General features: G+C 62.6%; 20 protein-coding genes. 6 read left to right on the top strand and 14 right to left on the bottom strand.

Going from position 1 to position 23,179, the window contains the following annotated elements; genetic code table 11:
• The first annotated feature begins 252 nt into the window (after positions 1-252).
• The 3 genes from GQB03_RS15080 (at position 253) to GQB03_RS15070 (ending at position 2,256) form a co-directional block, all read left to right on the top strand.
• Positions 253-435, top strand: a complete 183-nt coding sequence (locus GQB03_RS15080; RefSeq protein WP_159691083.1) for a hypothetical protein — start codon at positions 253-255, stop codon at positions 433-435.
• 678 nt (positions 436-1,113) lie between these two features.
• Positions 1,114-1,470: an EthD family reductase gene (locus GQB03_RS15075; protein WP_159691080.1), complete on the top strand. Its 357-nt coding sequence runs from the start codon at positions 1,114-1,116 to the stop codon at positions 1,468-1,470.
• A gap of 222 nt (positions 1,471-1,692) precedes the next feature.
• Positions 1,693-2,256, top strand: coding sequence for a class I SAM-dependent methyltransferase (locus GQB03_RS15070; RefSeq protein WP_200832240.1), 564 nt, complete (start codon positions 1,693-1,695; stop codon positions 2,254-2,256).
• A gap of 110 nt (positions 2,257-2,366) precedes the next feature.
• Here the strand turns inward: GQB03_RS15070 and GQB03_RS15065 are convergent, their stop codons facing one another.
• The 14 genes from GQB03_RS15065 to GQB03_RS15000 form a co-directional block, all read right to left on the bottom strand.
• Complete coding sequence (locus GQB03_RS15065; protein ID WP_159691074.1) at positions 2,367-3,377, bottom strand: DUF6708 domain-containing protein; 1,011 nt, start codon at positions 3,375-3,377, stop codon at positions 2,367-2,369.
• Positions 3,374-4,387: a DUF6708 domain-containing protein gene (locus GQB03_RS15060; protein ID WP_159691071.1), complete on the bottom strand. Its 1,014-nt coding sequence runs from the start codon at positions 4,385-4,387 to the stop codon at positions 3,374-3,376. The genes GQB03_RS15065 and GQB03_RS15060 overlap by 4 nt, the downstream gene beginning before the upstream one ends.
• On the bottom strand, positions 4,384-5,397 hold the full coding sequence (locus GQB03_RS15055; protein WP_159691068.1) for a DUF6708 domain-containing protein: 1,014 nt from the start codon (positions 5,395-5,397) through the stop codon (positions 4,384-4,386). The genes GQB03_RS15060 and GQB03_RS15055 overlap by 4 nt, the downstream gene beginning before the upstream one ends.
• Positions 5,394-6,308 (bottom strand): DUF6708 domain-containing protein, encoded by a 915-nt coding sequence (locus GQB03_RS15050; RefSeq protein ID WP_159691065.1) that lies wholly within the window; start codon positions 6,306-6,308, stop codon positions 5,394-5,396. Before GQB03_RS15050 ends, GQB03_RS15055 begins: the two co-directional genes overlap by 4 nt.
• Before the next feature lie 104 nt (positions 6,309-6,412).
• A complete protein-coding gene (locus tag GQB03_RS15045) occupies positions 6,413-9,529 on the bottom strand; it encodes a T6SS effector BTH_I2691 family protein (protein WP_159691062.1) in 3,117 nt (1,038 codons plus the stop codon).
• Positions 9,526-10,545, bottom strand: coding sequence for a hypothetical protein (locus GQB03_RS15040; RefSeq protein ID WP_159691059.1), 1,020 nt, complete (start codon positions 10,543-10,545; stop codon positions 9,526-9,528). Before GQB03_RS15040 ends, GQB03_RS15045 begins: the two co-directional genes overlap by 4 nt.
• Before the next feature lie 8 nt (positions 10,546-10,553).
• On the bottom strand, positions 10,554-13,370 hold the full coding sequence (locus tag GQB03_RS15035; RefSeq protein ID WP_235027083.1) for a type VI secretion system Vgr family protein: 2,817 nt from the start codon (positions 13,368-13,370) through the stop codon (positions 10,554-10,556).
• Positions 13,371-13,555: 185 nt separating this feature from the next.
• Positions 13,556-14,575, bottom strand: a complete 1,020-nt coding sequence (tssG, locus tag GQB03_RS15030) for a type VI secretion system baseplate subunit TssG (RefSeq protein WP_235027082.1) — start codon at positions 14,573-14,575, stop codon at positions 13,556-13,558.
• Positions 14,572-16,413: a type VI secretion system baseplate subunit TssF gene (gene tssF, locus GQB03_RS15025; protein ID WP_159691050.1), complete on the bottom strand. Its 1,842-nt coding sequence runs from the start codon at positions 16,411-16,413 to the stop codon at positions 14,572-14,574. The genes tssG and tssF overlap by 4 nt, the downstream gene beginning before the upstream one ends.
• A 2-nt stretch (positions 16,414-16,415) precedes the next feature.
• Complete coding sequence (gene tssE / locus GQB03_RS15020) at positions 16,416-16,925, bottom strand: type VI secretion system baseplate subunit TssE (protein WP_159691047.1); 510 nt, start codon at positions 16,923-16,925, stop codon at positions 16,416-16,418.
• A gap of 57 nt (positions 16,926-16,982) precedes the next feature.
• Complete coding sequence (locus GQB03_RS15015; protein WP_159691044.1) at positions 16,983-17,519, bottom strand: Hcp family type VI secretion system effector; 537 nt, start codon at positions 17,517-17,519, stop codon at positions 16,983-16,985.
• A gap of 25 nt (positions 17,520-17,544) precedes the next feature.
• Positions 17,545-19,032 carry a type VI secretion system contractile sheath large subunit gene (gene tssC, locus GQB03_RS15010; protein ID WP_159691041.1) on the bottom strand — a complete coding sequence of 496 codons (1,488 nt, stop codon included), beginning with the start codon at positions 19,030-19,032 and terminating at the stop codon, positions 17,545-17,547.
• Positions 19,029-19,550, bottom strand: a complete 522-nt coding sequence (gene tssB, locus GQB03_RS15005) for a type VI secretion system contractile sheath small subunit (protein ID WP_159691038.1) — start codon at positions 19,548-19,550, stop codon at positions 19,029-19,031. Before tssB ends, tssC begins: the two co-directional genes overlap by 4 nt.
• Positions 19,551-19,586: 36 nt before the next feature.
• Positions 19,587-20,198: an outer membrane protein assembly factor BamD gene (locus GQB03_RS15000; RefSeq protein WP_200832239.1), complete on the bottom strand. Its 612-nt coding sequence runs from the start codon at positions 20,196-20,198 to the stop codon at positions 19,587-19,589.
• 138 nt (positions 20,199-20,336) lie between these two features.
• Between GQB03_RS15000 and tssJ the strand changes: the two genes are divergently transcribed.
• The 3 genes from tssJ to icmH are packed head-to-tail and all read left to right on the top strand — an operon-like array spanning position 20,337 to position 23,123.
• Complete coding sequence (gene tssJ / locus GQB03_RS14995; RefSeq protein ID WP_159691035.1) at positions 20,337-21,002, top strand: type VI secretion system lipoprotein TssJ; 666 nt, start codon at positions 20,337-20,339, stop codon at positions 21,000-21,002.
• A 19-nt stretch (positions 21,003-21,021) separates the two neighbouring features.
• Positions 21,022-22,362 carry a type VI secretion system baseplate subunit TssK gene (tssK, locus tag GQB03_RS14990; protein WP_159691032.1) on the top strand — a complete coding sequence of 447 codons (1,341 nt, stop codon included), beginning with the start codon at positions 21,022-21,024 and terminating at the stop codon, positions 22,360-22,362.
• The gene (gene icmH, locus GQB03_RS14985) at positions 22,359-23,123 is read left to right on the top strand and encodes a type IVB secretion system protein IcmH/DotU (protein WP_159691029.1); all 765 of its coding nucleotides are present in this window, start codon (positions 22,359-22,361) and stop codon (positions 23,121-23,123) included. Before tssK ends, icmH begins: the two co-directional genes overlap by 4 nt.
• Positions 23,124-23,179: the final 56 nt, after the last annotated feature.

The raw sequence follows: 23,179 nt of genomic DNA, 5'->3' as shown, positions 1-23,179 counted from the left end.
CAGCCTCAATATTCCGCGACGCGGCAACGGATTGATCGCCGCTCCTCGCAGTAGCACCACTCGAACGAGCGGCGATAGACCGAGCGCGCAGCCTGCTTGCCGACCGTACCCGGGTGTGCACTTTCTCACCGTTCTACGGCGGCAGCGACCACTGCCCGCGTTCCGCAGCCACCGTAATCTGACTCCCACGCACCCGCTGCCCCTGCAGGTGGACGGATGCGTTCAAACCTTCAACTCAAAGGAGTCAGAGCCATGGAAACCAGCGCAAGAACCTCCCACGCGACCTCGATGGATCGCTTCGCCCTCCGGCATGCCGACAAGGTCGCCATGACGGAGATCTCCCCTGAGATGGCAGAAATGGTGAGCGGCGGCAAGACTACCGTTTACAAGTTCTATCGAAACGGAAACATCAAGAGCATCACGGTTCACGAATGATGCAGCGCGCCGGGCGGAGGACACGCGGACCAGTGGCCGAACCATCCACCCCGACCAGGAGGATGGGCATCCGCCTTCACTGGACAAGCTCGCCCCCGCCCGGCACCGTTACGGCCAGTTGATTTCCGGCTAACGGCTCCCGCAGCCCCCGGCAAGCGGGTCTTTCGGGGGACGACCGAACTGCATCTTCCTGTGCCCATCGAGGCAACGCCGACGCTTCCGCCATCATTTTCCTCAGTACGCGTCCGGCACGGCCGGCTTTCTCAGCGCGTTCACCTTCCGTACCGCCGTCAGCGACGCGGACACCACGATGGTCGCACTTCACGCTCCGCACCCATCGTGCGGTCAAGCGCCCCACCCGGCGCTCGCAGGCGCCGATCCTCATTGTTTTCGGGCACCCCTTTCGTTTCGCCTTCGATCGGCGCGAGCGTGTCGTATCCAGGTCAGCCAGATCAAACGCGAAGCAGCCGGCATCGATCGTGGTATAGGATGGCAATTCCGGCGCCGGAGCGTACTCGGGCCAGAGATCGTAGACCACCACGATTCATCGGACCGTCCTTCCGCCTCGATCTTGCATGCGCGCGGGCCTGCCGCGCCAAGCAGCTTGCCGAACACGAGCAACTTGTCCGAAAAACTGATCGCCGACGCGTTCCAGAACCCAACCAGGAGAGAATCGAAATGATCAAGGTCAGTGTCATGTACAAGAACGCCGCCGGCTGCCGGTTCGATATGGATTACTACTGCAAGACCCACATTCCGATGGTGCGCGACCGACTCGGTGCGGCCTGCAAGGGAATCGCAGTCGACAAGGGTCTGTCCGGCGAGGAACCCGGCTCATCCCCCTCCTATATCGCGATGGGGCATCTTTTCTTTGATTCTCCTGAAGCTTTTCAGGCGAGCTTCGGTCCGCAGGCCGAGGTGATTCTTGCCGACGTACCCAATTACACCGACGCAGAGATCGTATTGCAGATGAGCGAGGTGATGATCAACGCCAGCCGTAGCGAAGCCGGCGAATTGCGCCTCCACGGAGGCTAGGGCCTGACCGCGTCGGTGATCGACTTGCCAGATACGAAAGCCGCGCAAACACCGTCGTTCGGCGTCGGGTCACAGTATTCGTCAGCCGAACGGAACGATTGACCACGGCAGATCACGATCGAGCGCAATGTCGTTCGCTTCCGCTGCAAAACCGGAACAATGTGACAGACCATGAACGTATTCGATAGCAAGGCCGCCACTTGGGATACCGACCCAGTGAAGGTGGCCAGAGCCGCGGCCGTAGCTGATGAAATCCGCAAGAACGTGCCGCTCACGCCCGCCGTCAACGCGATGGAGTTCGGCAGCGGGACCGGCCTGCTGAGCTTCTTCCTCCAGCGCGACCTGGGTCACGTCACGCTGGTCGACAGCTCAAAAGGGATGCTCGAGGTGGCAGCGCAGAAGATAGCCGCGGGCGGCATAGAAAACATGAGGACACTTCGGCTGGATCTGGACACCGATCCGCTCCCCACGCAGCGCTTCGATCTGATCTATTCCCTCATGACGGTCCATCATGTGCCCGACACGGCCCGCCTGCTGACCGATCTGCATACGCTGCTTCAACCGGGAGGCCACCTCTGCGTGGCAGATCTCGATGCCGAAGATGGCTCATTCCACGGCGACGGCTTCAGCGGTCACAACGGCTTCGACCGCCAACATCTCGGGGAACTTGCGGAGCAAGCCGGCTTTCAGGCGGTCTCTTTCTCCACAGTCTTTCGCATGACTCGCGAGAAGGACTGCCACAAACGGGAATATCCGATATTCCTCATGGTCTGCAGCAAGACCTGAGACGTTCCGGGGCTTTCTTCTTTGAAGTGGCCGGGCGCCCGAAGAGGCCACGGCTCGCCCGGTTGGTCGTCGATGCCTCGCAAGAGCATTCGATAACCGGTAGAAGCCCGCTATCCTGCCAACGGCTCGCCCACCGCATCGAGCACTTCCTGCGGCCATTGAACCGGCTTGGAAGTCTTGTAGGCGAGGTAGTTGCCGATACCGGACAGAAAGATCATCGGACCGAAGACCGGAAAGAGCAGGATGACCATCCAGGGGATGAGCGAGCCATCCCGGAACCACTGCCGTAATCCGCCGCCTTTGTAGTGCGCGGCCTGCTTGATGCCTTCCCACATCGTCTCCGGCCGCCCCAGTTCAACCAACCGCTCACCCCGCACCACATGCGGACCACCCTCTTCCATGAAGCGCCGAATGTGCTCCCAGAATGCCGAAGCCAGCCCTTCGTTCAATACGAAGGGGTTGCCAAGCGTGAAGGCATCGATCGGGGTGTCATCCTCGGCGCTGCGGCGCACGATGAACCACAGCGAATGCTGGCGCTTGGCCATGTTGGGGCCGACGGCAGTCTGAACGTTCACTTGCGCATCGACCAGGTCCCAATCGTATTCGAGCGCCACCGTCGGCCACGGTTGGAACAGGCCCTTGAGACCGGGCTCGCTGTAACGCGTGATCTGGTAGACCCTGCGGTGCTTGCGATCGAAGATCACCGGGAGGTCTTCGGGGGCGAAGAGTTCGGCTCGGGTCAGAAAGAGTGGGATGAAGACAACTGAAAAAACCATCATCCCGAGCAACATCACGATACCGGCATACCCGAACCAAATATCAAACTCAGAAAGCGTGACGATCCCATAAACGCAGAAAGCACCCATCATTAACACCGATGCACAACTAATGAAAAACCCTAACCCCCGCACACCGTCCCCCATTCGGGTGTATTCGATCGCATTCGGGAACTTTCGCTTCACCCATCCCATCGACATTCCATTTTCGTGTGCACGGATGTGCTTGTCGAAGCGTTTGACCACGCCATCGAATGCAGCCCCTTCCTTGGTAGGAGACAGGGTTTCAGACACGCCCTCGTGCCCCCGCTGCTCGGGTTGCGCCCCGTGCCGATAGAGTTTCAATTTCCTTCCGCCAACGGCTCGCCCACCGCATCGAGCACTTCCTGCGGCCATTGAACCGGCGTGGAAGTCTTGTAGGCGAGGTAGTTGCCGATACCGGACAGCAAGATCATCGGACCGAAGACCGGAAAGAGCAGGATGACCATCCAGGGGATGAGCGAGCCATCCCGGAACCACTGCCGTAATCCGCCGCCTTTGTAGTGCGCGGCCTGCTTGATGCCTTCCCACATCGTCTCCGGCCGCCCCAGTTCAACCAACCGCTCACCCCGCACCACATGCGGACCACCCTCTTCCATGAAGCGCCGAATGTGCTCCCAGAATGCCGAAGCCAGCCCTTCGTTCAATACGAAGGGGTTGCCAAGCGTGAAGGCATCGATCGGGGTGTCATCCTCGGCGCTGCGGCGCACGATGAACCACAGCGAATGCTGGCGCTTGGCCATGTTGGGGCCGACGGCAGTCTGAACGTTCAGTTGGGCATCAACCAGATCCCAGTCGTATTCGAGCGCCACCGTCGGCCAGGGCTTGAACAAGCCCTTGAGGCCGGGTTGCGAGTAGCGGGTGATCTGGTAGACCTTGCGGTGCTTGCGGTCGAAGATGACTGGGAGGTCTTCGGGGGAGAAGAGTTCGGCTCGAATCGAAAAAAGCGGTATGACCACTAAAGCGACAAAGACAAAAACAATCCAAACCACACTGATAATGTACTCAAACAGACTGGCATCAAGCCAAACCGTACCTAGAGCCCACAACCCAATTAGACCAACAGCCGTTGAAAGGCACGAAGAAAAAAAACCCAGCCCCCGCGCCCCATCCGCAACCCGTGTAAACTCAACCGCATCGGCATACTTCCGCTTTAACCACCCCATCGACATTCCGTTCTCGTGGGCGCGCGCATGCTTGTCGAAGCGGTTGACCACGCCGGAGAAGTTGGCGCTCTCCTGGAGCGGAGCCTTGGGTTCGGGCAAATCCGCGCTTGCCCGCTGCTCGGGATGCGCCCCATGCCGATAGAGTTTCAATTCCCTCCCGCCAACGGCTCGCCCACCGCATCGAGCACTTCCTGCGGCCATTGAACCGGCGTGGAAGTCTTGTAGGCGAGGTAGTTGCCGATACCGGACAGAAAGATCATCGGACCGAAGACCGGAAAGAGCAGGATGACCATCCAGGGGATGAGCGAGCCATCCCGGAACCACTGCCGTAATCCGCCGCCTTTGTAGTGCGCGGCCTGCTTGATGCCTTCCCACATCGTCTCCGGTCGCCCCATTTCAACCAACCGCTCACCCCGCACCACATGCGGACCACCCTCTTCCATGAAGCGCCGAATGTGCTCCCAGAAAGCCGAAGCCAGCCCTTCGTTCAATACGAAGGGATTGCCCAGCGTGAAGGCATCGATCGGGGCGTCGTCTTCGGCGCTATGGCGCACTATGAACCACAGCGAGTGCTGGCGTTTGGCCATGTTGGGGCCTACGGCAGTCTGAACGTTTAGTTGGGCATCGACCAGATCCCAGTCGTATTCGAGCGCCACCGTCGGCCAGGGCTGGAACAGGCCCTTGAGGCCGGGCTGGGTGTAGCGCGTGATCTGGTACACCTTGCGGTGCTTGCGGTCGAAGATGACGGGGAGGTCTTCGGGGGAGAAGAGTTCAGTTCGAATCGAAAAAAGCGGTATGACCACTATCGCGAAAAAAACCATGACTACGCCAAAAACACTTATCAAGTATTCGACCCAATCAGCATCCATCCAAACGGAGCCAATGACCCAAGCAGCACTCATCCCTATCATGAGAGAAACACACGCCGAGAAGAAACCGAGCCCGCGTGCGCCATCCCCAGCCCGCGTCCACTCGAGCGCATCCACATACGTCTGCCTCACCCACCCCATCGACATTCCGTTCTCGTGCGCGCGCGCGTACTTGTCGAAGCGCTTGACCACGCCGGAGAAGTTGGCGCCCTCCTGCAGCGGAACCTCGGGTTCGGGCAGATCCGCACTTAACTGCTGCTCAGGGTGCTCCCCATGTCGATAGAGTTTCAATTCCCTTCCGCCAACGGCTCACCCACCGCATCGAGCACTTCCTGCGGCCATTGAACCGGCGTGGAGGTCTTGTAGGCGAGGTAGTTTCCGATGCCCCATAGCGGCAACATGATCAAATAGGCCGGCGCCGCGACGGCAAGCACGAACGCATAGAACGGCTCTTCGCTCACCCAGCGGAAAAATGAACGCCCCTGCAGTGGCGAGACTTGCGCGATGCCCTCCTTGATACTCTTGGGTCGCAATACCTTCGCCAAGGGCTCACCCCGCACCACATGCGGACCACCCTCTTCCATGAAGCGCCGAATGTGCTCCCAGAATGCCGAAGCCAGCCCTTCGTTCAATACGAAGGGATTGCCCAGCGTGAAGGCATCGATCGGGGTGTCGTCCTCGGCGCTGCGGCGCACGATGAACCACAGCGAATGCTGGCGTTTGGCCATGTTGGGGCCCACGGCCGTCTGAACATTCAATTGCGCATCGATCAGGTCCCAATCGTATTCGAGCGCCACCGTCGGCCACGGTTGGAACAGGCCCTTGAGGCCGGGCTGGGTGTACCGTGTGATCTGATAGACCTTGCGATGTTTGCGATCGAAGATGACCGGGAGGTCGTCGGGGGCGAAGAGTTCGGCTCGGGTCAGGAAGAGAGGGATGAGCAACATCGAAACAAAGATCAAAAAAACCAAAAATATGCTCATGAAATATTCAATTAGATCAGCATCCATCCATACGGAGATCAGTGCCCATACCTCGATCAGTCCGACAACGAGCGAAACGCACGCGAAGAAGAACCCAAGGCCGCGCACCCCATCTCCAGCCCGCGTGCACTCAATCGCATCCGCATGCATTCGTTTCACCCACCCCATCGACATTCCGTTCTCGTGCGTGCGCGCGTGCTTGTCGAAGCGCTTGACCACGCCGGAGAAGTTGGCGCCCTCCTGGAGCCGAGCCTCGGGTTCGGGCAGATCCGCGCTTACCCGCTGCTCTGGATGCTCCCCGTGCCGATAGAGTCTCAATGTCGTCATGGCGCGATGTTAATGGAATTCTCCAGCGCAGGATTCAAGCTTGGTATCGCCGAGTTGCCGTCCTGGGCCCTGGTTTCCGATTCGGTCCCCAAATTTAGTGTCTCCATCAGGCCTGCATACTCGGAGGGCCAGTCACCCTTGGCAAAGAGATCGCCATCGCCGCCTCCCGTGCCGAAATAGGTACGCCGGATCCAGTTCTGCAGGGGCGTAGGAGTCATCAGGATCGCGCCCACCTCGAAGATCAGCCCCGCTCCGAGCAGAATCAGCCCCCAGCCGCTGACGGAGACCCCAAACAAGGCCGCTGTACCTTCCGCACCAAAACGCATGGCGATCCCCCTCGCTACCGCTCCGCCCACGCCCTTGGCAACCATTCGATCGGCTATCGCACCCGCAGTTAGCACCAAGTAGGCTGACGACATCCCAAAAAACGCCATACTTGACGCAAAGTACAGCTTCGCAATTGCTTCATCCCCACGTCGCTTCGCATCGTCCCGTTTCGCCAATGCCGCCATCCCATTGACCACCCCCGCAATCGCCCCCATGAAGTAGGCAAGACTGGCCAAGGTCGTGAGCGGGGTGCTCTCCGCAACCACGATCGGCACCCGGCTGCGCGCCTCCATGGCCGCTTTGGTCACCACCCCCGACAGTTCCAACAAACCGCCAGTCACCCCCGCGCCGGCGTCGGCCATGCCGTACCAGGCGTTGCGCACCTCGATGGCGTCCGCGGAGTCCAGATTGTTGAGGTTGTTCAACACCCCCGCACCGTTGATGATGATCACCCCCAGTGCAAGGCGCCCGTCGAGGTTGCGCATTGCCGCCCTGGCACCACCGAATGCTTCGCCGATGCCCGCCGATGCTTTGGTCAATAGGGTCGACTGTGCACGGTAGAGCCGGGTGAATTCAGCTTCGGAGACAATCGCCGTGGCAGCGGCCGCGCCTGCCTGCTGCGCCCGCGAGGCACCGCCGAGTCTGATCTCGCCGCGGCCTTGCTCGATCAGCGCTTTGGTGTCGCCACCCAGTTCGGCGAGGGTTTTGTTGTCTGTCAGAACACTCATGACAATCGTCTCTTGCCCACCGCGCCCGAGCCGCTTGAGCTGGTTGCGCGAGATTCCCATGTCGGCGTCGGCGCGACCGCGCAGCAGGTCCATGGCCTCGCCGATGGGCATCGAGCGGTGGATCAGCACGGGCGTCTTGAAGCCGCCGCCCTGAACCACGCCTTGCAGCGCCATATCCATGGTCTGGCGTACCAGGTGGATCGATTGGACCTTGCGCAACAAGCGTTTGCCGGCGACCGTGTCCATCTGCAGGTGTGCCAGACCGCTGACCCCGGCGCCGATCGCCGAGGCGGTCCTGGGGTCGGTGAGCGCGGCCACGGCACCCGAGGCGCTCATGGCGATGCTGGTGGCGTACCCCCCCAAGGCGTCGGAGAGCCAACCGAATCGCTTGGTAAGCGCAGCCGTGGTGGCGCCCATCTTGCCTTCGGCCGCTTGTTGAACGACACCTTTTCCCAGATCGAGCAGCTTGTCGTTGCGGTTGTCGTGCAGGTGTCTGCCCGCCTCGTCAGCGCCATTGATGTCGTATACGGCATCGCTGGCCGCCACCACTTCGGCCTGATTGCCCACCAGGGCACGCAATAGATAGGCGTCCGGGGCGTTGGCCCGCTTCTCGAGACCATCCACCCAGGCGCGCAGGACGACGCCACGGGTCAGAGGTTGCGGGACCAGGGCCGATTCGACCTCTTGCGCGTAGATCACCCCCGGCTGATGCGCCTGGTTCGGGTTGCTCGAATCGTTGGGGTCGAAATGACGTTCGAAGTAGTTCCGGAATGCGCTCGACGCCCGGGCATCAAGCCAGTCGAGTTCATAAGCTTCGAGCGGCTTGAAGTGGCTCTTTTCGAGCCTCTTGTCGAAATCGATAAGCCATTGGCTCCGCGCGGTCTCGTCGTAATATCTGGCCATTCGCGACCAGGTCGCTTCGGTCTGGCGGCGCGCCCATTCTTCGGCCCTTTGTTCGTGGTCCGGGAACACGGGGCGGCCCATCCCGTAGCCGTATTTCGCACGGTTCTCGCGCGTATCCGGCAGCGGCTCCCAACGCATCCCCTCGGGCCAATTCCGTGCGTTCGGTCTGGTCCGCGTGATGGTCTGAAACGCGCCGAGGCTCATCACCGGAGCCACCTTCTCCCAACCCTGTGCCAGATTGGCATCGAGCATCACCGACTTGAGCCCCATCAGGGCGTTGGAGCTGTTGAGCGCGTGCACATTCTCGGGGCGCTCCATTTCGGCTTGCGCAAGCGCGTACCGACGCAGCCGCAGCGCGTTCAGTTCCGCTGCCAGGGCGACCGGGTCGCGCACGACCAGGGCGATCTGTTTGTCCCGGGTTTTCGGATGTGCTTGCGTGATGGCGGCCATGGCCGCGGCCCAGTCGGCCACCTCGTCTCGGCCGCCGTTTCCACTTGCGGCGGAATTTCGCTTGAGGCGGGTAAACGGATACGGGCTCAGATCGCCCCGCCGCGCCGTTGCAAACGCTGCCAGGCCACATTCAGCCACGCGCGCCGCAAGCAATTCGGCGCTCGGGCGGAAACCGTTGGGCGGGATCGCGCCGCCCAGAATGGCGGGTACGTCGATGCACTGCATGACCGCAGGATCCGCCTGGTTTCTGGCCTTCAGGACGTCCGACCACAGGTTGGCGCTGAAGGCGATCCACACCTTGCCGGCCTTGTGCGCTTGCGGAATGTGCAGAGTCCTGAGCCCGTGAACATTGTGGGCGGAACGACTGCAGACGACCTCGCCCCTGGTATTGATCATGTCAGCCAGATCGAGTGGGACAAGCTCCGCTCGCTCCGAGACACGATAGGTCTGCCAGCGCACACCACCGACAAGAGGCTTTTCGAAATAGACGTGCAGATAACCCTTGCGCAACATTCGCAGCACGGGGCGCGACTGGGTCACCCCGTGCTCCGGCATCAGCCCGGCCAGCAGCGCCCCGGGTACCGAGACGTGTTCCGCCCCGGGCGGGCTCACGCGCACATCGTGGGCAGCGACGATCGACGGGCGGAACAGGGCGAGCGACAAGCCGCTCTTCGCGCAGGTGTCACACTTGGGTTCCGGCGTCATGTCCGCTCCTCGGAAAACCCGCACGCAGGGCTCTTCTCGTCGGCGGTGCGGGCCGCGCCGATTGCCGCATCGAGCAGCAGATGAAATGGCTCGGGTGGCTCGCCCGGCAGCTCGGGGCATTCCGGGTCACCATGCGCAAGTATCCGGATCACCTCGGGATGCTCCTTCAGGTCTCCGAACAGCAATGTCAGCAAGGCCCAGTCCTGCACATCCCGAGCGGTCGTGAAACGAGTGGGCCATCGCGTCGCGACCGCTCTTCCAGCCTCGAGCGCGGCTTCGATGCGATCGAACTGCGAGGCAGCGTCCGGCTTCAAGCCGATCAGCCGTGCGCGTACCGGATGAAGATCGCTGCCGTTCGCGAGGCGCTGCCATGCCGCGCGATCGATGACCAGCGGCTCTGTGGTTGCAACGCCACAACGCTCGATGGCGCGCAGCCCAGCTGCATCGTCAAGCCATAGCCATCGATCAAGCCCAGGAAGGCGCGTCATGATTTGCTCCGGACCCAGCACGTGACAAAGGAGGCCCAGCACCCTGCGATCGGCAATGCGCAGGTAACGGGCGGCAGCAAGCGTGCTCGGGGAAGTCCTGAGCTGGCTTAGCCTCGACAATGTGGCGCAGAGCTGATCGGGCGCGCTCGTCGATTGCAGCCACCCACCGATGCAGTAAGGGGCGAGACCGGTTGCCAGCGCCCTGCCGCGCTCCTGCACTGCAAAACGCACCGTCTCCTCGAGCACGCCCGGTCGCACCATCGAGCATTCCACCACGTACGGATGCCGATGCTGCGGTATCCGCAGCTTGTCGCTCAGGGAAACCGGGAATACGGCTGCCTCCCAATACGTGCTCCGGGCATCGGACAGGGCGTGCGCGTCCTCGCACCTCTGCACCGCTTCGTTGAGCGACTCCGTCGGCTCTCGAAGAAAGGGGTCTATGAGCAGGAACGCCGGGACTAGCGGATCAAGCCGCGCGACGAGTTCCTGCGCCAACGCCTCGGAATCAAGGGGGTATAGACCGATCATGCGCACCCTTAGATTGCCGACGCACCGGATGCACCGGCCGCCGCGGCGGCCGCACCGCAGCCTTTCACGTCTCCCGCCTCGGGCAGAGCGCCACTCGTGCTCGAACGCTTCGGCCCGGTCAGGTTCTTCATGCTCGCCTTGAGCCTGACCGGCCCCGGCGCGTGAAGCGAGATGTTGCCGCCTTCGATCCTGAGGCTGGCGCCCTTGGCGGTCGCAAGAAGATGTCCTTTTGCATTGGCGAAGACGCTTGCCGCGGTACTGGCAACGGTGACGGACTTGTCCGCCGCGGCGCGCAGTTGGCCGCCCTGCGCCTGCACACTGACCTTCCCGCTTGCCGCATGCAGGTGAATGCCTGTTTCGCCATTCGGTTTTTGCTCGCGCGTGGCCTTGCCCACCGAAAACAGTACGAGACCGTCCTTTATCACGAGGCTGTGGCTGCCCTGGAAAGCGAGGTTTGCGTCTTCGCCCGCGACAAGGCCCATGCCTTTGCCGGCGACCAGAATCGCGTCGGCCGGAGTGAGCTGGACGATGCCGGCCGGTGCTGAATACTGGATGCGCGGCGCGCTCCAGGCGGGGACTGTGCCCTCGCCTCCGCCGGTGGCGGCAATCGATGTTTCACTGCGCCCCGCGCTGCCTGTGGGCGCACCCGCGCCCGCGCCGCGGGTCTGGGTGGCGGACATCACCTTTTCCGCGTTTTCGAGCGAGGCATGCGCCGACAGCTTGTCCGGCGCCGGATCATTCTTCAGTGTGGCATTCCGTCTCGCCGCGGCACCGGCCAGCTTGCCGACAAGCTCTATCGCCAACCCGCTTTGCGCGATTGGCTCGCGACTATCGAGGTGCCCACCGGCAGCGCCGGGACGGGCATCCGCACTCAACAGCAGGCCGCACCCGGCGCGCAGCGCGGCTGCAGCGGCGGTGGAGATTTCTACGCCGTGGCCGCGGTCAGCCAGACGGGCATTGTCGATCTGCTGCCTGAGGTGCCCGAGCTGCAACCGGCTCGCGTATTCGGTGGTGCCGAGTTCGATACGGCCTTGCGCCGGGGTATCGTCGAACACAAGCTGATTGTAGCCGCCCTGCCCGGTACGGCTTGCGGACAGCTGCTGGGTCTTGATGCCGGAGAGGCTCGCGCCATGGCGATGAGGCATCGCAGTCTCACCAGCGAACCAGGCGGGTGCGCTGGCGCTGGCCTGCATGGCTCCGCCTGCAAGCAAGTTGCCCGCCGCGTCACGCTGCCCCTGGCCGTTATGGAGTGCGCCAATCACCACCGGGCGGTCGATGTCGCCATGCATGAAGGCCACGACCACCTCCTGGCCGGGCCGTGGCACGAAGACGCCGCCCCAGTTGGCGCCGGCAACAGGACTCATGACCCGTACCCAGGTGCCCAGCGCATCGGACGCCGGCGCGTTGTCGGCGCCGCTGGGGTGCGCCATGCCGCTGGCACTGTTGCTGCCGCGCTGCCAGGCAAACTGCACCCGCACCCGATGGTCGCGGTCGGTATGGGTTGGTGCCCCTGGTCCGACCACCACCGCGGTCAGCGTACCGCGGATATTCGGACGAGGATGGATCCGCCGACCGTGGCCGTCCCTGAGCAGCGGCCGCCACGCTAGCCCGCCCGGAATGACATGGAGCCGGTTGCGGTAGAGCGGCACGTCTTCCCCGAAAGTGGGTTCGCCTGTGCCTCCCCCGGCGCTGACGCGAACCGCACCCAGGTTGTTGCGGGCGCGGTGCGCAACGCCGACGATGCAGTATTCGCGACGCTCACCGGGCACGATATCGGCATACCCCTGCAGCACGAAGCGGGTAGCCGGGGCCGCGCTGCGGACCGTGCCCTCGGCCTCGAACCGCTGCCGGCGTGCGTCGTGTGCCTCCTGCCGGCAGGCAAGCAACCGGGCACCCTGTGCCGCGGTCTCCCAAGCGTACTGCCCGGGGTCGTCGCACTCGATCAGTTCCCCGACCGCAGCGTCGCGGTCGAGCGCGCGCGCCGCTTGGGGGCGGCTGCTTCGACTGCGATAGTCCCAGCTGGCAGCGTCGAGCCCCGAGGTCAGGATCCGGTGCAGTTCGGACCAACGGTCGATGCTGTCCTCGGGCATCACCGCGCCGGGTTGCGTGTAGCGGAACACCGGCTGGAGGTTATCGCCGACCACATCTGCGTTATCGGCGATAACCAGGCAGTGGCTGCCAAGGGTTCCGTCATCGACCGCTTCGTGTTCGAACCAGCAGAACAGGCCCTCCTCGGCCAGCAGGCGCTGCACGAAAGTCAGGTCGCTTTCCTCGAACTGGGTGGTGATCGAACGCTTCGGATAGACGCGGCGATCGGCAATCTCCCAGCGCCAGACGGGCTGAAGCCGGCCTTTGCCGGACCAGTCTCCGAACACCTCGTCGACGATCTCGAAGACCGTTCGATCCTGGAAGATGTAGCTGTCCCGTCCGTGGCCAAGGAACGCAAGCCAGGGCTCGATCCGCAGCAGGTATCGCGCGAATCCGCCATTGCTCCCCAGCCTGCCGGCGCTCGTGCAGTACCCGTGGAAGGGGCGGCGCTGGTCGCGCGACTGGCTGGTGAGCAGGTCGACCCGCAGTGGCTGTCCGAGCAGCGAATCCAGATCCAGCCCGGCATCTCGCGACAGCGCGGTCAGCTCGATCCGGAAGCCGGCATGCTCGCTGTCAGGCCCAAGACACTCGACTGCATCGAAGTCTTCGGCCAGCAACACATCCTCCCCAGACGGGGAGCAAAGCCGCAGCAGACGATCTGTCTGCTGCCATCTCACGCCATCGGCGAGCGCCGGACTGTCGATCATCGGCTCACCCGGATTTCGAACCTGCTCCACGACGTTCCGGCGCCGGGCCGCCTCCCTGCGGGCACCAGGATCTCGTCGCGACAGGCATGCCCAATGACGCTCCTGCGAACGCCCCGGCGATTCGTCTCATGCACGGTGCGCTCGGCAATCGGTTCGCATTGCCGATCGAGTTCGGGTATCGAAGTCTTGATTACGGTTTGCATCGTGGCCCCGCGTCAGTGCGCCGGATCGAGCACGAAAGCGGCATCGTCCCGATCGAGGAGCCCGGCACGGCTGCACAGAAAGCTATCGTGCCCGAGGCGCGCACTCGCGTTTGCCGTAAGCCGCAGCGGTGCGACCTCGGCAGCGCGTAGCGAAGGTCGAATCTCGTACTCGAGCGGGCCGGCGCTGGCGAGCCCGAGCAGGCGACCGAGTGCGGCCGTACTCCTGCCTTGGGGCAGGAATCGCGCGTAGGCAGCCCGATCCAGTGGCCCGATATGAATGACGATGCGAAGATCGCGCTGCCAGACACGCGCGCCGCAGAGCGCACTCTGGCCGAGGACGCAGCTGCCGACACCCAGATGACTGCGCTGCGCATGTTCCAGTACATACCAGTGCCCGACAAACTGCTCGATCCGCACCGGCACGCCGAAATACGTGGCGATGAGGGTCTGCAAGGCCGACGCCGAGAGCGGCCGCTGGATGAGCAGGCCGGAAAGATGTGCGACGGATTCGTCGTCGATTCCGTCCTCGCCGTTGCCGAGCCGATCGCGCAGCGCGGCGAAGCCGAGCCCGGCCAGCGAGAGCACCGGCCCGATGAACCCATCGCGCGGGTTCGATTCGTACTGGAGCGGAAGCCGGTGCTTCTTCCAGGCCTGATAGAACAGGCCCACGAGGCGGTTGGAAAAGATGTCGAGAAAGGCGCGCGGCGCATCGTCCCGATGCTGCTGCTCGTGCGCTGCGAGCCGCTCCGTGTAGTGGACCGGCAACACACCGGCAAGGCCGAGCAAGCCCATGAAGCTCGGGGTAAGCTCGAAACGCCCCGACTCCGAACCGTCCTCATCTGGAAGCGGCTCGAGCGCCTCGATCTGCGAGGGCGGAAACGAGAGCGACAGGCTGTTACGGAAGCGGATCCGTTCGGATACGGGAGATATGCCGCCCCGCGACTCGCCATCGGCCTGCAGGCGACGTTCGAGCAGTCGCACCGCCTGGAAGAATTCGAATGCCTGCGGCGCTTCGAGCAACGGTGTCGTCATGCGAGGATCGCGTCGCCGCTTCGCGGCTTGCAACGCAGCAATTCTTCGCCACCGCGCGACGAGACGAGGACCAGCTGAATGAAGCTGTTGAGGTGCACATAGAGCCCGAGGAAGCGGTCGATGACGCGTGCGAATACGTCCAGTCCGCTGCCCACGAAGTGCTCTTCATCAATGCTCAAGCGCAGCTCGTAGCCCCGCACGAAGCTCGCGAAGGGTTTGCCGGCGAGCCACACGGTCTTTTCCTCGCGCGTAATGGCGGTGATGCCGTCAATCTGGCGGCGACTCACCGATGAACCCGCGATGTCGTAGAGGCTGAGCATTTCCTTGAAGGCCACGAGCCCGCTCCCGGTAAGCGAAAGATGGTTCAGCGACAGTTGCGAGATCAGCCGCCACTGACTCGTCTGACCGGTACTGAAACGCCGTGGCAGGCTCGGCGTGCGCAACAGGCTGATCTGCCGCACGACGCTGCCGCCCTCCAGCGAAAGATCTCCGCCGGGATGGCCGATGGCCAGCCGCGAAGGCAACTCCCGATTGGAGCAGGTCAGGCTGAGGCTGAGGGTGTCGGAGGTCGTCGAAGGTGGGTCGAGATCGGTATCGACCAGCGCAATCCGGGTCTCGTACCCCGGGCTTCTCTCGGCGAGCAGGGCATCGCGTCGCGCAAACCAGTACTGCCCGCGATTCTCGCGCGGCTCGCCGTGGCGCAGGGAAAAGAACGGCCGGAACTCGGTGACCATCTCGCCTTGTGCCCCCTTGCGCACCCTCACCACCCTATCGATGGAATAGACCTCGTAGCCGAAGGCGTTACGGCCATCCGCCACCACGGAATAGTCCGGACTTCGGTGCGTGACCTTTATCGGCTCTCCGCGCTGCGCGAAAAGATTGACCACTGGCACGCAGAACAGCTGCAGATTTGCTGCTGTCAGGCCCTGCAGCTGGCTGCCGGCCAATTTCGCGGTCTGAATTCCGCTGACGACCAGCTTCAGCGTGAGCTTGCGCGCGCTGCGCAGTACATCCGGCAACTGCTCCAGACGCAGGTCGAAGAAGCTGAACTTCTCGGGGAAGGCAAAATATTCAGTCAGGTGTCGATAGGCCGAATGCGCCGTCTCGGGGAACTCAAGCAGTGCTTCGTCATCGGCGAAGCCCGCTTCACCGATGACCGGCCCTGCAAGCGGCAACCACTTTCCCGTCTCGGCGGCCACGGCAAAGGCGCTGTCGCAGCGCATGAAGAGACAGTCACGAAGCGTGGCGACGAGCGAGGGCTCCGCGTCGATGAAGACCCGTAGCCGCCGATCGGGCAGCGCCTTCCAGTCGATGCCACGGTCGGTCGCCGACAGCGTGATCGAGAGCACACCGCATGCTGCTGCGGGCAACGGCACCGATGACGGAACGGTGGCGATCGGCTCGAAGCACGCCGCCTCGATCATGAGCGGCAACACATGCACTGCCCAGGCGGTGCGGAACCTGCACGAGAGCCCCCGGACGGGACGGGACCGAAGCTCGGCATGGCGTGGGACCACCACCGGCGCCGACAGCACATCCGCACCGCCTACGCCCTCGAAACGCGCAATCGAGCAGGAGGGAAAGGGCCTCAGGTAATGCGGATAAAGCACATTGAGGAGCGCTTCGGTGAATTCTGGATAGCCGTCCTCGATCTTCTTGTTCACGCGTGCCGACAGCAGCGCGAAGGACTCGATCATGCGCTCCACATGCGGATCTTCGCTGCGCTCACCGTTGAGCAGCAGGCTCGCGGCGAGCTTTGGATAGCGTTCGCCGAACTCGCGCGAATGCCGCCGCAGAAAGGCGAGCTCCTGCTCGTAATAGGGCAGCAAGTCCTTCATGGTCAGGCGGCCCGCGGGATCGCGCCGGCCGTACCGCCCAGCCCGCGCGGCTTGCGCACCGAATATCGCAGCGTGGACGGCTGCAGCATCGCGTCGAAGCTCACAGGCTCGTGTGCCGGACGCACGACCAGAATCGCCATGATGTCGAAGAACAGGGCATTGACCGCGCGTCGCTCGAGGCGGAGCGTCACCCGGACGTCACGCAGACGTGGCTCGTGAGCCGCAATTGCTTGGCGGATGCCATCGCAGATGCGCTTGCGGTCAGGTACGCTGTCCAGACTCAGGCCGGCGAAATCACACAGGCCAAAGCCCGCTACCGAGTTTGCGGCAAGCGGAAAGCCGTCGATCGCTTCAGCGGATATCGTCGCGCGGGCATTGAGCAGGGACTCGAGATCGGCTGCAACAGACTCCTTCAGCGCCTCGATGTCGTGACGTCGTTGCACCGCGGCCCTCGGCGCAGTGTCCAGAAGTTTGTCGAGCAGGCTGGGTTCAAAGCCGTTGGATGCTGGCATGGAATGACAGGGGGAGCACTGCGCTTTATCGCGCATGCTCCCCCGGCAGATACTGGATCAGGTGAGGTTCGGCGTGTTCTTGGCAAGATTCCAGGCGCCCTGGATATTGACCTTGCCCGACTTGTTACCGTCGATGTTGAGCTCGTCGTAGGTCCACTTCACCGCCGAGTACTTGAGCGTGAAGGTCTCCTGTGGGATACCCTCGCTCGAGACCACCGGCGACACCGAAGCGACGATCGCGTTCTTGAGTTCGATCTTCAGATATTGGTGGCGATTCTGCGTGCTGCCCGGACTACCGGTGTTGTTCTTGCCACCGAACGCACGGTAAAAGTAAACCACCACGTCATTGACCACGATGCCGGATGAACAGGCCTGCCAGAGCTTTGGGCTGGAACCGTCGATGTCCTTGGTGAAGACCATTTCGCCATGCTCGCAGCGTTCGGCGGTGTGTCCACCGGAACTCGACGCAGTCGCAGACTTGGGCTGGCGGATCAGATGACTCCATGAGTAAACCTCGACGGTGTCCTTGTGCTTCTGGTCGCGGGAGTCGCCCTTGATGTCGCTACCCTTGAATTCGACATAGATATCTTTCATTGCGCTTGTGCTCCTGGTTATTCAATCAAGCCTTGTTGCCGTGCGGCAGCTCGGCGACGAGCCGCAGCGAAACCGACAGTTCGTCGAGCTGGAAATGCGGCCGGATGAACGAAACCGCCCGATAGACACCCGGCCTGCCCGGCACCTCGGACACCTCGACCGAGGCTTCGCGCAAGGGAAACTGCGCCTTTGTCTCCTGCGAAGCCGAGTCGTCCGCGGTGACGTACTGGTCCACCCAGCGCTGCAGGTAATGCTCTACGTTGCTCGCCGACGCGAAGCTGCCGACCTTGTCGCGCATCATTGCTTTCATGTAATGCGCAATCCGGCAGACCGCGAAGATGTACTGCAACTGGCTCGACAGCGCCGAATTGGCATTGGCCGCATCGTTGTCGTAGCGCCGCGCCTTCTGCGCCGATTGGGCGCCGAAAAAGGCCGCGTAGTCGGTGTTCTTGCAATGCACGAGCGGGATGAAACCGAGGTCGCTCAACTCCTTCTCGCGCCGATCGGTGACCGACACCTCTGTCGGACACTTCAGCGCCACTTCGCCATCGTCGGTGCGGAACGTGTGGGTTGGCAGGTCCTCGACCAGGCCACCACCCTCTACGCCACGGATCGCAGCACACCAGCCGTATTGCTCGAATGCACTCGTCAAGCGCGCACCAAACGCAAAAGCCGCGTTGCACCAAAGATATTTGTCGTGATCGCTGCCGTCGACCTCTTCGACAAAATTGAAACCTTCGACAGTAATGCCATCGAGCGGGTTGTATGGCAGACGCCCAAGGAAGCGCGGCAGCGCCAAACCAACGTAGCGCGCATCCTCCGACTCGCGGAAGGACTTCCACTTGGCGTATTCGACGGTATCGAAAACCTTTGCCAGGTCACGCGGCCGCCCCAGTTCGGTGAAGCGCTCCAGGCCGAAAAGCTCGGGTGAAGCACTGCTGATGAAGGGCGCGTGCGACGCTGCCGCGATGTGCGACATCTGCTCGACGAAATACATGTCCTCGGGCTGCCGGGTGAGTTCGAATTCACCGATCAGCGCCCCGAACGGGGACCCGCCGAAGGTACCGAACTCTTCCTCGTAGACTTTCTTGAAGAGTGCGCTCTGATCGAAGTCGATCGCCGTCCTGAAGTCCTTGAGCAGATCCCGCTTCCCGGCATTGAGCAGCTTGATCTTGAGATTCGTACCGGTAGACGTCTGCGCACACAGGTAGCGCAGCCCGGTCCACGCACTCTCCAGACGCTGGAATTCTGGAGCATGCATCACTTCGCTGAGCTGCGCGGAGATCAGCGCATCGAGTTCCGCAATACGTGCATCGAGACTGGCCGAAAGGTTTTCACTGGGAACGAGTTCGCCCTCGAGGACCTGATCGACCAATTCGCCGATGAGGTCGCGGGCCCGCTCGTGCTCCACTCGGGAGCGGGCAATACGGCTTTCGCCAATGATGCGATCAAGCAGGCTGCCGCCCTCGAGCCCCTCGATCGCTTCGTCCTGGAATGCCTGCTGCGCGCTCATTGTCCGCCCTCCTGGTCGCCGTCAGTCCGACTCCGACCCAGGGCAGCCAACTCATCGGTGTTGTGGAGCACCTCGCCAAGCAAGTCCTCGAGACGTTCATTGCCGGCAAGCTTGTTGCGCAGATCGGCAAGGCGCGAACGGGCTTCCATGAGTTTTCGCAGCGGCTCCACCCTCGCGACCACCGCTTCGGGCCGGAAATCCTCGAAGGATTCAAAGGTGAGATCGACCGCGAGTTCCCCTCCTTGATCGGACAACCTGTTCTTGACGCGGTAGGCGGCGCGCGGCGCCACACCTGCCATGACATCGTCAAAGTTGTCGAGATCGACACTGACAAACTTGCGGTCACGGACCTTGCCCTGCGGCTGGAGGCTTTGCCCCGCGTAATCGCCTATGACGCCGACGACGAAGGGCAACTCCTTCTGCTCGACTGCATCACCAATCTCGACGTCATAGGTGAGTTGTACCCGCGGCGGCCGCACCCGCTGCAGTCGTTTCTGAACGCTTTCTTTCTTTGACACGAGACTCTCCGGAAACTGGGATGGACGAAGGGTGACTTACTGCAGAGCACCGAAGGGGTTGGCACTCGCGCCATCGGCTCGCGCGGGAGCTGCGGGGACGCTAACGGCCGCAGGCGCTGGCGAAACATTTCGGACGCGTCGAACACGGCGTTTGCGCACTGGCCTGCGAACCTCTTCCGGCGGTTCGACCACCGGCGTGGTCGGCGGCACCAGCACCGGTTCACCGAGCGTTTCGCGCAACAAGGTGGCGAGCTTCTGTGCATCGGGCCGGGCTGCTCCGGCGAGCGTCTGGTCTTTCTGGATGTCTTCGAGCGAACGAGCAGCCACTCGCAGCCCGCTGACCGCACGAATACTTTTCGCCGCGAGATCGGAAGAGTCGCGCTGCAAGACTTCATCGGCCGCGGTGATTGCCGCACCGTAGTTGCCGCTCTCGAAATGCATACGCGCCAGCCGCGACCATGGCTCCTTGCGGGCAGTGTTCAAGGCAGCCAGGCGCGTCAGCGCAACGCTTGCCTCCTCCATTTTGCCCGCCTTGCCAAGCGCCTCCACCTTCAGGTCGGTCTCGACCAGCTTCTCGTCAAACTGGACGTCGTCAAGCTGCCTTGGGGCAGTTGCGCAAGCGGACAACAAGGAAACGACTAGCAGCATCAGCACGGTTCTCGACGCAAACACCTACGCAACCTCCATACATGCCTGATTATTTATTTGTCATTGGAAAAGATTGCCGCGCATAGTACATTGGTATTTATTTAATGACAATTGCAAGATTCGAAACGCACGAAACCAATGCACCACACCCTAAACAAGGCCGTTCGTCGGTGCGGCGCATCCTGGGCTGCGATCACTGTCAGTCTGGCTCTGAGCGCCTGTTCGACTGCGGGCATCGTCAGCCTCGCAGCCTCCGCGGTCGGAACCGGAATGGAAGCGGCCGGACTCAAGCCCGCCTCAAGGGAAGCGCAGGAGCGCCGCATACGAATCACACTGAACGCGGCCCGCTCGCTCAACACCACGGACGACGGCCAGTCACTCGCCCTGCTGGTAAAGGTCTATCAGCTGCGCAGTGCGCAATCGTTCTCGACCGTAAAGGCGGATGCCCTGCTCGAACCCGAGCATGAGCGCGAAGCGCTTGGCGAGGATCTGCTCGCGGTGCGCGAAGTCATGCTTACCCCCGGAGCACGTCTCGATCTCGACGAATCGCTGATCACCGGCACGCGCGTCATTGCCGTTGCCGCGCTGTTTCGCGCACCGGCGGCGAAACGCTGGCGCTATTCGTTCGACGCCAGCACGTCCACCGACACGGGTATTGCACTGGGTTTTCACCGTTGTGCAATGACAGTCGGCGCCGGTGCACTCACCGGCGCCGAGGCGAGCACGAATGCAATCAATCTCGCCGGCATACGCTGCGCCGCCATGCCGGACAAGCAATCGCACACCCTATCCAGTTCCCTGTAAATATCCGGATGAATTCCTCATGAGCCACCCAAAGATCCTGTGGGGCGAAGGCCTCTTCCTGCGGCCTCAGCACTTTCAGCAACAGGACGCTTATCACGAGGCACGCCAACGCGAGCTACTCTTCGCCGCCCAGCCCTTCGGCTTCGGGGTGAGCGAGCTTGAGATAGATCGCGATGCGCTCCGCAGCGGCATCCTGCGCCTCAATCGCATCGATGCCCGCATGCCCGACGGCGAGCGCTATCTTGCGCCCGACGCCGACGTGCTGCCGCCCGACCTGCGCCTCGAGACGCTCGGCGCCATCGACGCAGATTGCATCGTCGACCTGACCATCAGCCCGATCCAGAGCTTCGGAAAGAACTGCGAGGCGCCCGACGGTGCCGGCACGACGCGTTTCGTCACGGATACTGCCGAAGGCACCGACCTCTTCTCCGACGCAGCGCCGGCCGAGCTGATCACATTGCGCAAGCAGGCCCGCCTGAGGATACGCGCGCAGACCGCTGAATCCTTCGTCCGGCTACCGCTGCTGAGACTGCAACGTACCGTTTCGGGCAGCCACGAGCTCGATCCCCACTTCGTACCGCCCTGTTTGTCGATCGGCGCCTCCCCTGCCTTGCGGTCCCGTCTGCAGCGCCTGCTCGATGCGCTGCAGGCCAAGGTGAACGCGCTCTACGGTCTTCACCGCGAACCCGCTCGCCACGTTATCGAATTCCGCTCCGGCGACATCGCCTCATTCTGGCTGCTGCATACCGCCAGCGCGGGCTCGGCGGCCCTCGCCCATCTTCATGCCAATCCTCAGCTGCATCCCGAACGGCTGTTCCAGGAAATGTTGCGACTTGCCGGCGGCTTGATGACCTTCTCCAAGCGCCACACGCTCGACGCCCTGCCAAGCTACGATCACGGCGAACCCGGCCCGGCGTTCGATCATCTCGACATCATCATCCGGGACCTGCTCGAAACCGTCATATCGACACGCTACTTTGCCATTGCGCTGGATGAGCTCAAACCGGGTCTGCACGCAGGCCGGCTTGACTCGGAAAAGATCAACGCGGACACCCGTTTTTATCTCGGTATCTCCGCCAGACTCTCTGCCGCAGAGCTGATCGATGCGGTTCCCCAAAGGCTCAAGGTCGGCGCACCAGACGATGTCGAGAAGCTCGTCCTCTCCGCGATGAGCGGGGTCAGGATCATCCACTCTCCGCAGGTGCCGGCTGCGGTGCCGGTTCGCCCCGGCGCGAGCTACTTCGAGCTCGACACTCATGGCCCGCTTTACGAGCGCATGCTCAAGGCGCAAAGCATCAACATCCACGCTCCTTCTGGGTTCGACGGCCTGAATATCGACCTCATCGCGGTGAATGCATGAACCCCAACCCGTCCCTGCTCGCAGCCTCCGCACAACGTTCCGACGACGCGCCGCGGCAAACCGCAAGTCTCGTTGATCTGCTCTACGACGGCTTCTATCTGGTATTCCTGCTCAAGAACCGGCACGCCCCCACCGGCGCCGAAGGCCTCGCCAATCGTTTCATCGAATTTCTCGACGGCTTCGAGCGCGACGCGAAGCGACAGGGTACGGATCCGGAGGCCATCTACGCCGCGAAATATGCACTCTGTGCCACCGTCGACGAGGTCGTCCTCGGCTCCTCCTTCGCGGTGCGCAGCGAATGGGAGCGGCAACCGCTTCAGTTGGCCCTGTTTGGCGATGTACTCGCCGGGGAGAGATTCTTCGACAAGCTCGAACAGCTCCGCGGTAACGCAGCGGCAAGACTCGAGGTGCTGGAAGTCTTCCACATGTGTCTGCTGCTCGGATTCAAGGGTCGCTACCTGCTAGAGGGTACCGAAAAGCTGGGTTACCTGACCGCCCAGCTGGGCGAACAGATCGCGCACCTGAAGGGCAAGCATCGCGGCTTCGCCCCGCATTGGGCGCTACCGGACCGCGCCAGCCACACCCTCAGGCGGGAGATACCCTTGTGGGTAATCGGCGCGCTCACCGCCCTGATGGCGCTCGGCGCATACGTCGGGCTGAGATCCCAACTGAGCGCAGAGATCCTCGAGCGTCTGGATGTCTATCAAGGCATCATCAGCGAGTCGTCCGCAGTACCGCGGCTGGTGATCACCCTCCCCTGAAACATCGGGAAATCCGTCTTGCACCGCCGACTCGGGGCGTGGAGTGCCTGATCGGC

Origin of the sequence: Cognatazoarcus halotolerans, from assembly GCF_009800965.1 — a bacterium.
Lineage (GTDB): Bacteria > Pseudomonadota > Gammaproteobacteria > Burkholderiales > Rhodocyclaceae > Cognatazoarcus > Cognatazoarcus halotolerans.
The sequence above is the reverse complement of the archived record's forward strand: the minus strand, read 5'-3'. Positions and strand labels throughout refer to the sequence as shown.

Excerpts from the sequence above, each read along its gene's own strand:
- GQB03_RS15080 (WP_159691083.1), top strand. The coding sequence starts at position 253 with ATGGAAACCAGCGCAAGAACCTCCCACGCGACCTCGATGGATCGCTTC.
- GQB03_RS15075 (WP_159691080.1), top strand. The coding sequence starts at position 1,114 with ATGATCAAGGTCAGTGTCATGTACAAGAACGCCGCCGGCTGCCGGTTC.
- GQB03_RS15045 (WP_159691062.1), bottom strand. The coding sequence starts at position 9,529 with ATGACGCCGGAACCCAAGTGTGACACCTGCGCGAAGAGCGGCTTGTCG.
- GQB03_RS15040 (WP_159691059.1), bottom strand. The coding sequence starts at position 10,545 with ATGATCGGTCTATACCCCCTTGATTCCGAGGCGTTGGCGCAGGAACTC.
- tssG (WP_235027082.1), bottom strand. The coding sequence starts at position 14,575 with ATGACGACACCGTTGCTCGAAGCGCCGCAGGCATTCGAATTCTTCCAG.
- tssF (WP_159691050.1), bottom strand. The coding sequence starts at position 16,413 with ATGAAGGACTTGCTGCCCTATTACGAGCAGGAGCTCGCCTTTCTGCGG.
- tssE (WP_159691047.1), bottom strand. The coding sequence starts at position 16,925 with ATGCCAGCATCCAACGGCTTTGAACCCAGCCTGCTCGACAAACTTCTG.
- GQB03_RS15015 (WP_159691044.1), bottom strand. The coding sequence starts at position 17,519 with ATGAAAGATATCTATGTCGAATTCAAGGGTAGCGACATCAAGGGCGAC.
- tssC (WP_159691041.1), bottom strand. The coding sequence starts at position 19,032 with ATGAGCGCGCAGCAGGCATTCCAGGACGAAGCGATCGAGGGGCTCGAG.
- GQB03_RS15000 (WP_200832239.1), bottom strand. The coding sequence starts at position 20,198 with ATGCTGCTAGTCGTTTCCTTGTTGTCCGCTTGCGCAACTGCCCCAAGG.
- tssJ (WP_159691035.1), top strand. The coding sequence starts at position 20,337 with ATGCACCACACCCTAAACAAGGCCGTTCGTCGGTGCGGCGCATCCTGG.
- tssK (WP_159691032.1), top strand. The coding sequence starts at position 21,022 with ATGAGCCACCCAAAGATCCTGTGGGGCGAAGGCCTCTTCCTGCGGCCT.
- icmH (WP_159691029.1), top strand. The coding sequence starts at position 22,359 with ATGAACCCCAACCCGTCCCTGCTCGCAGCCTCCGCACAACGTTCCGAC.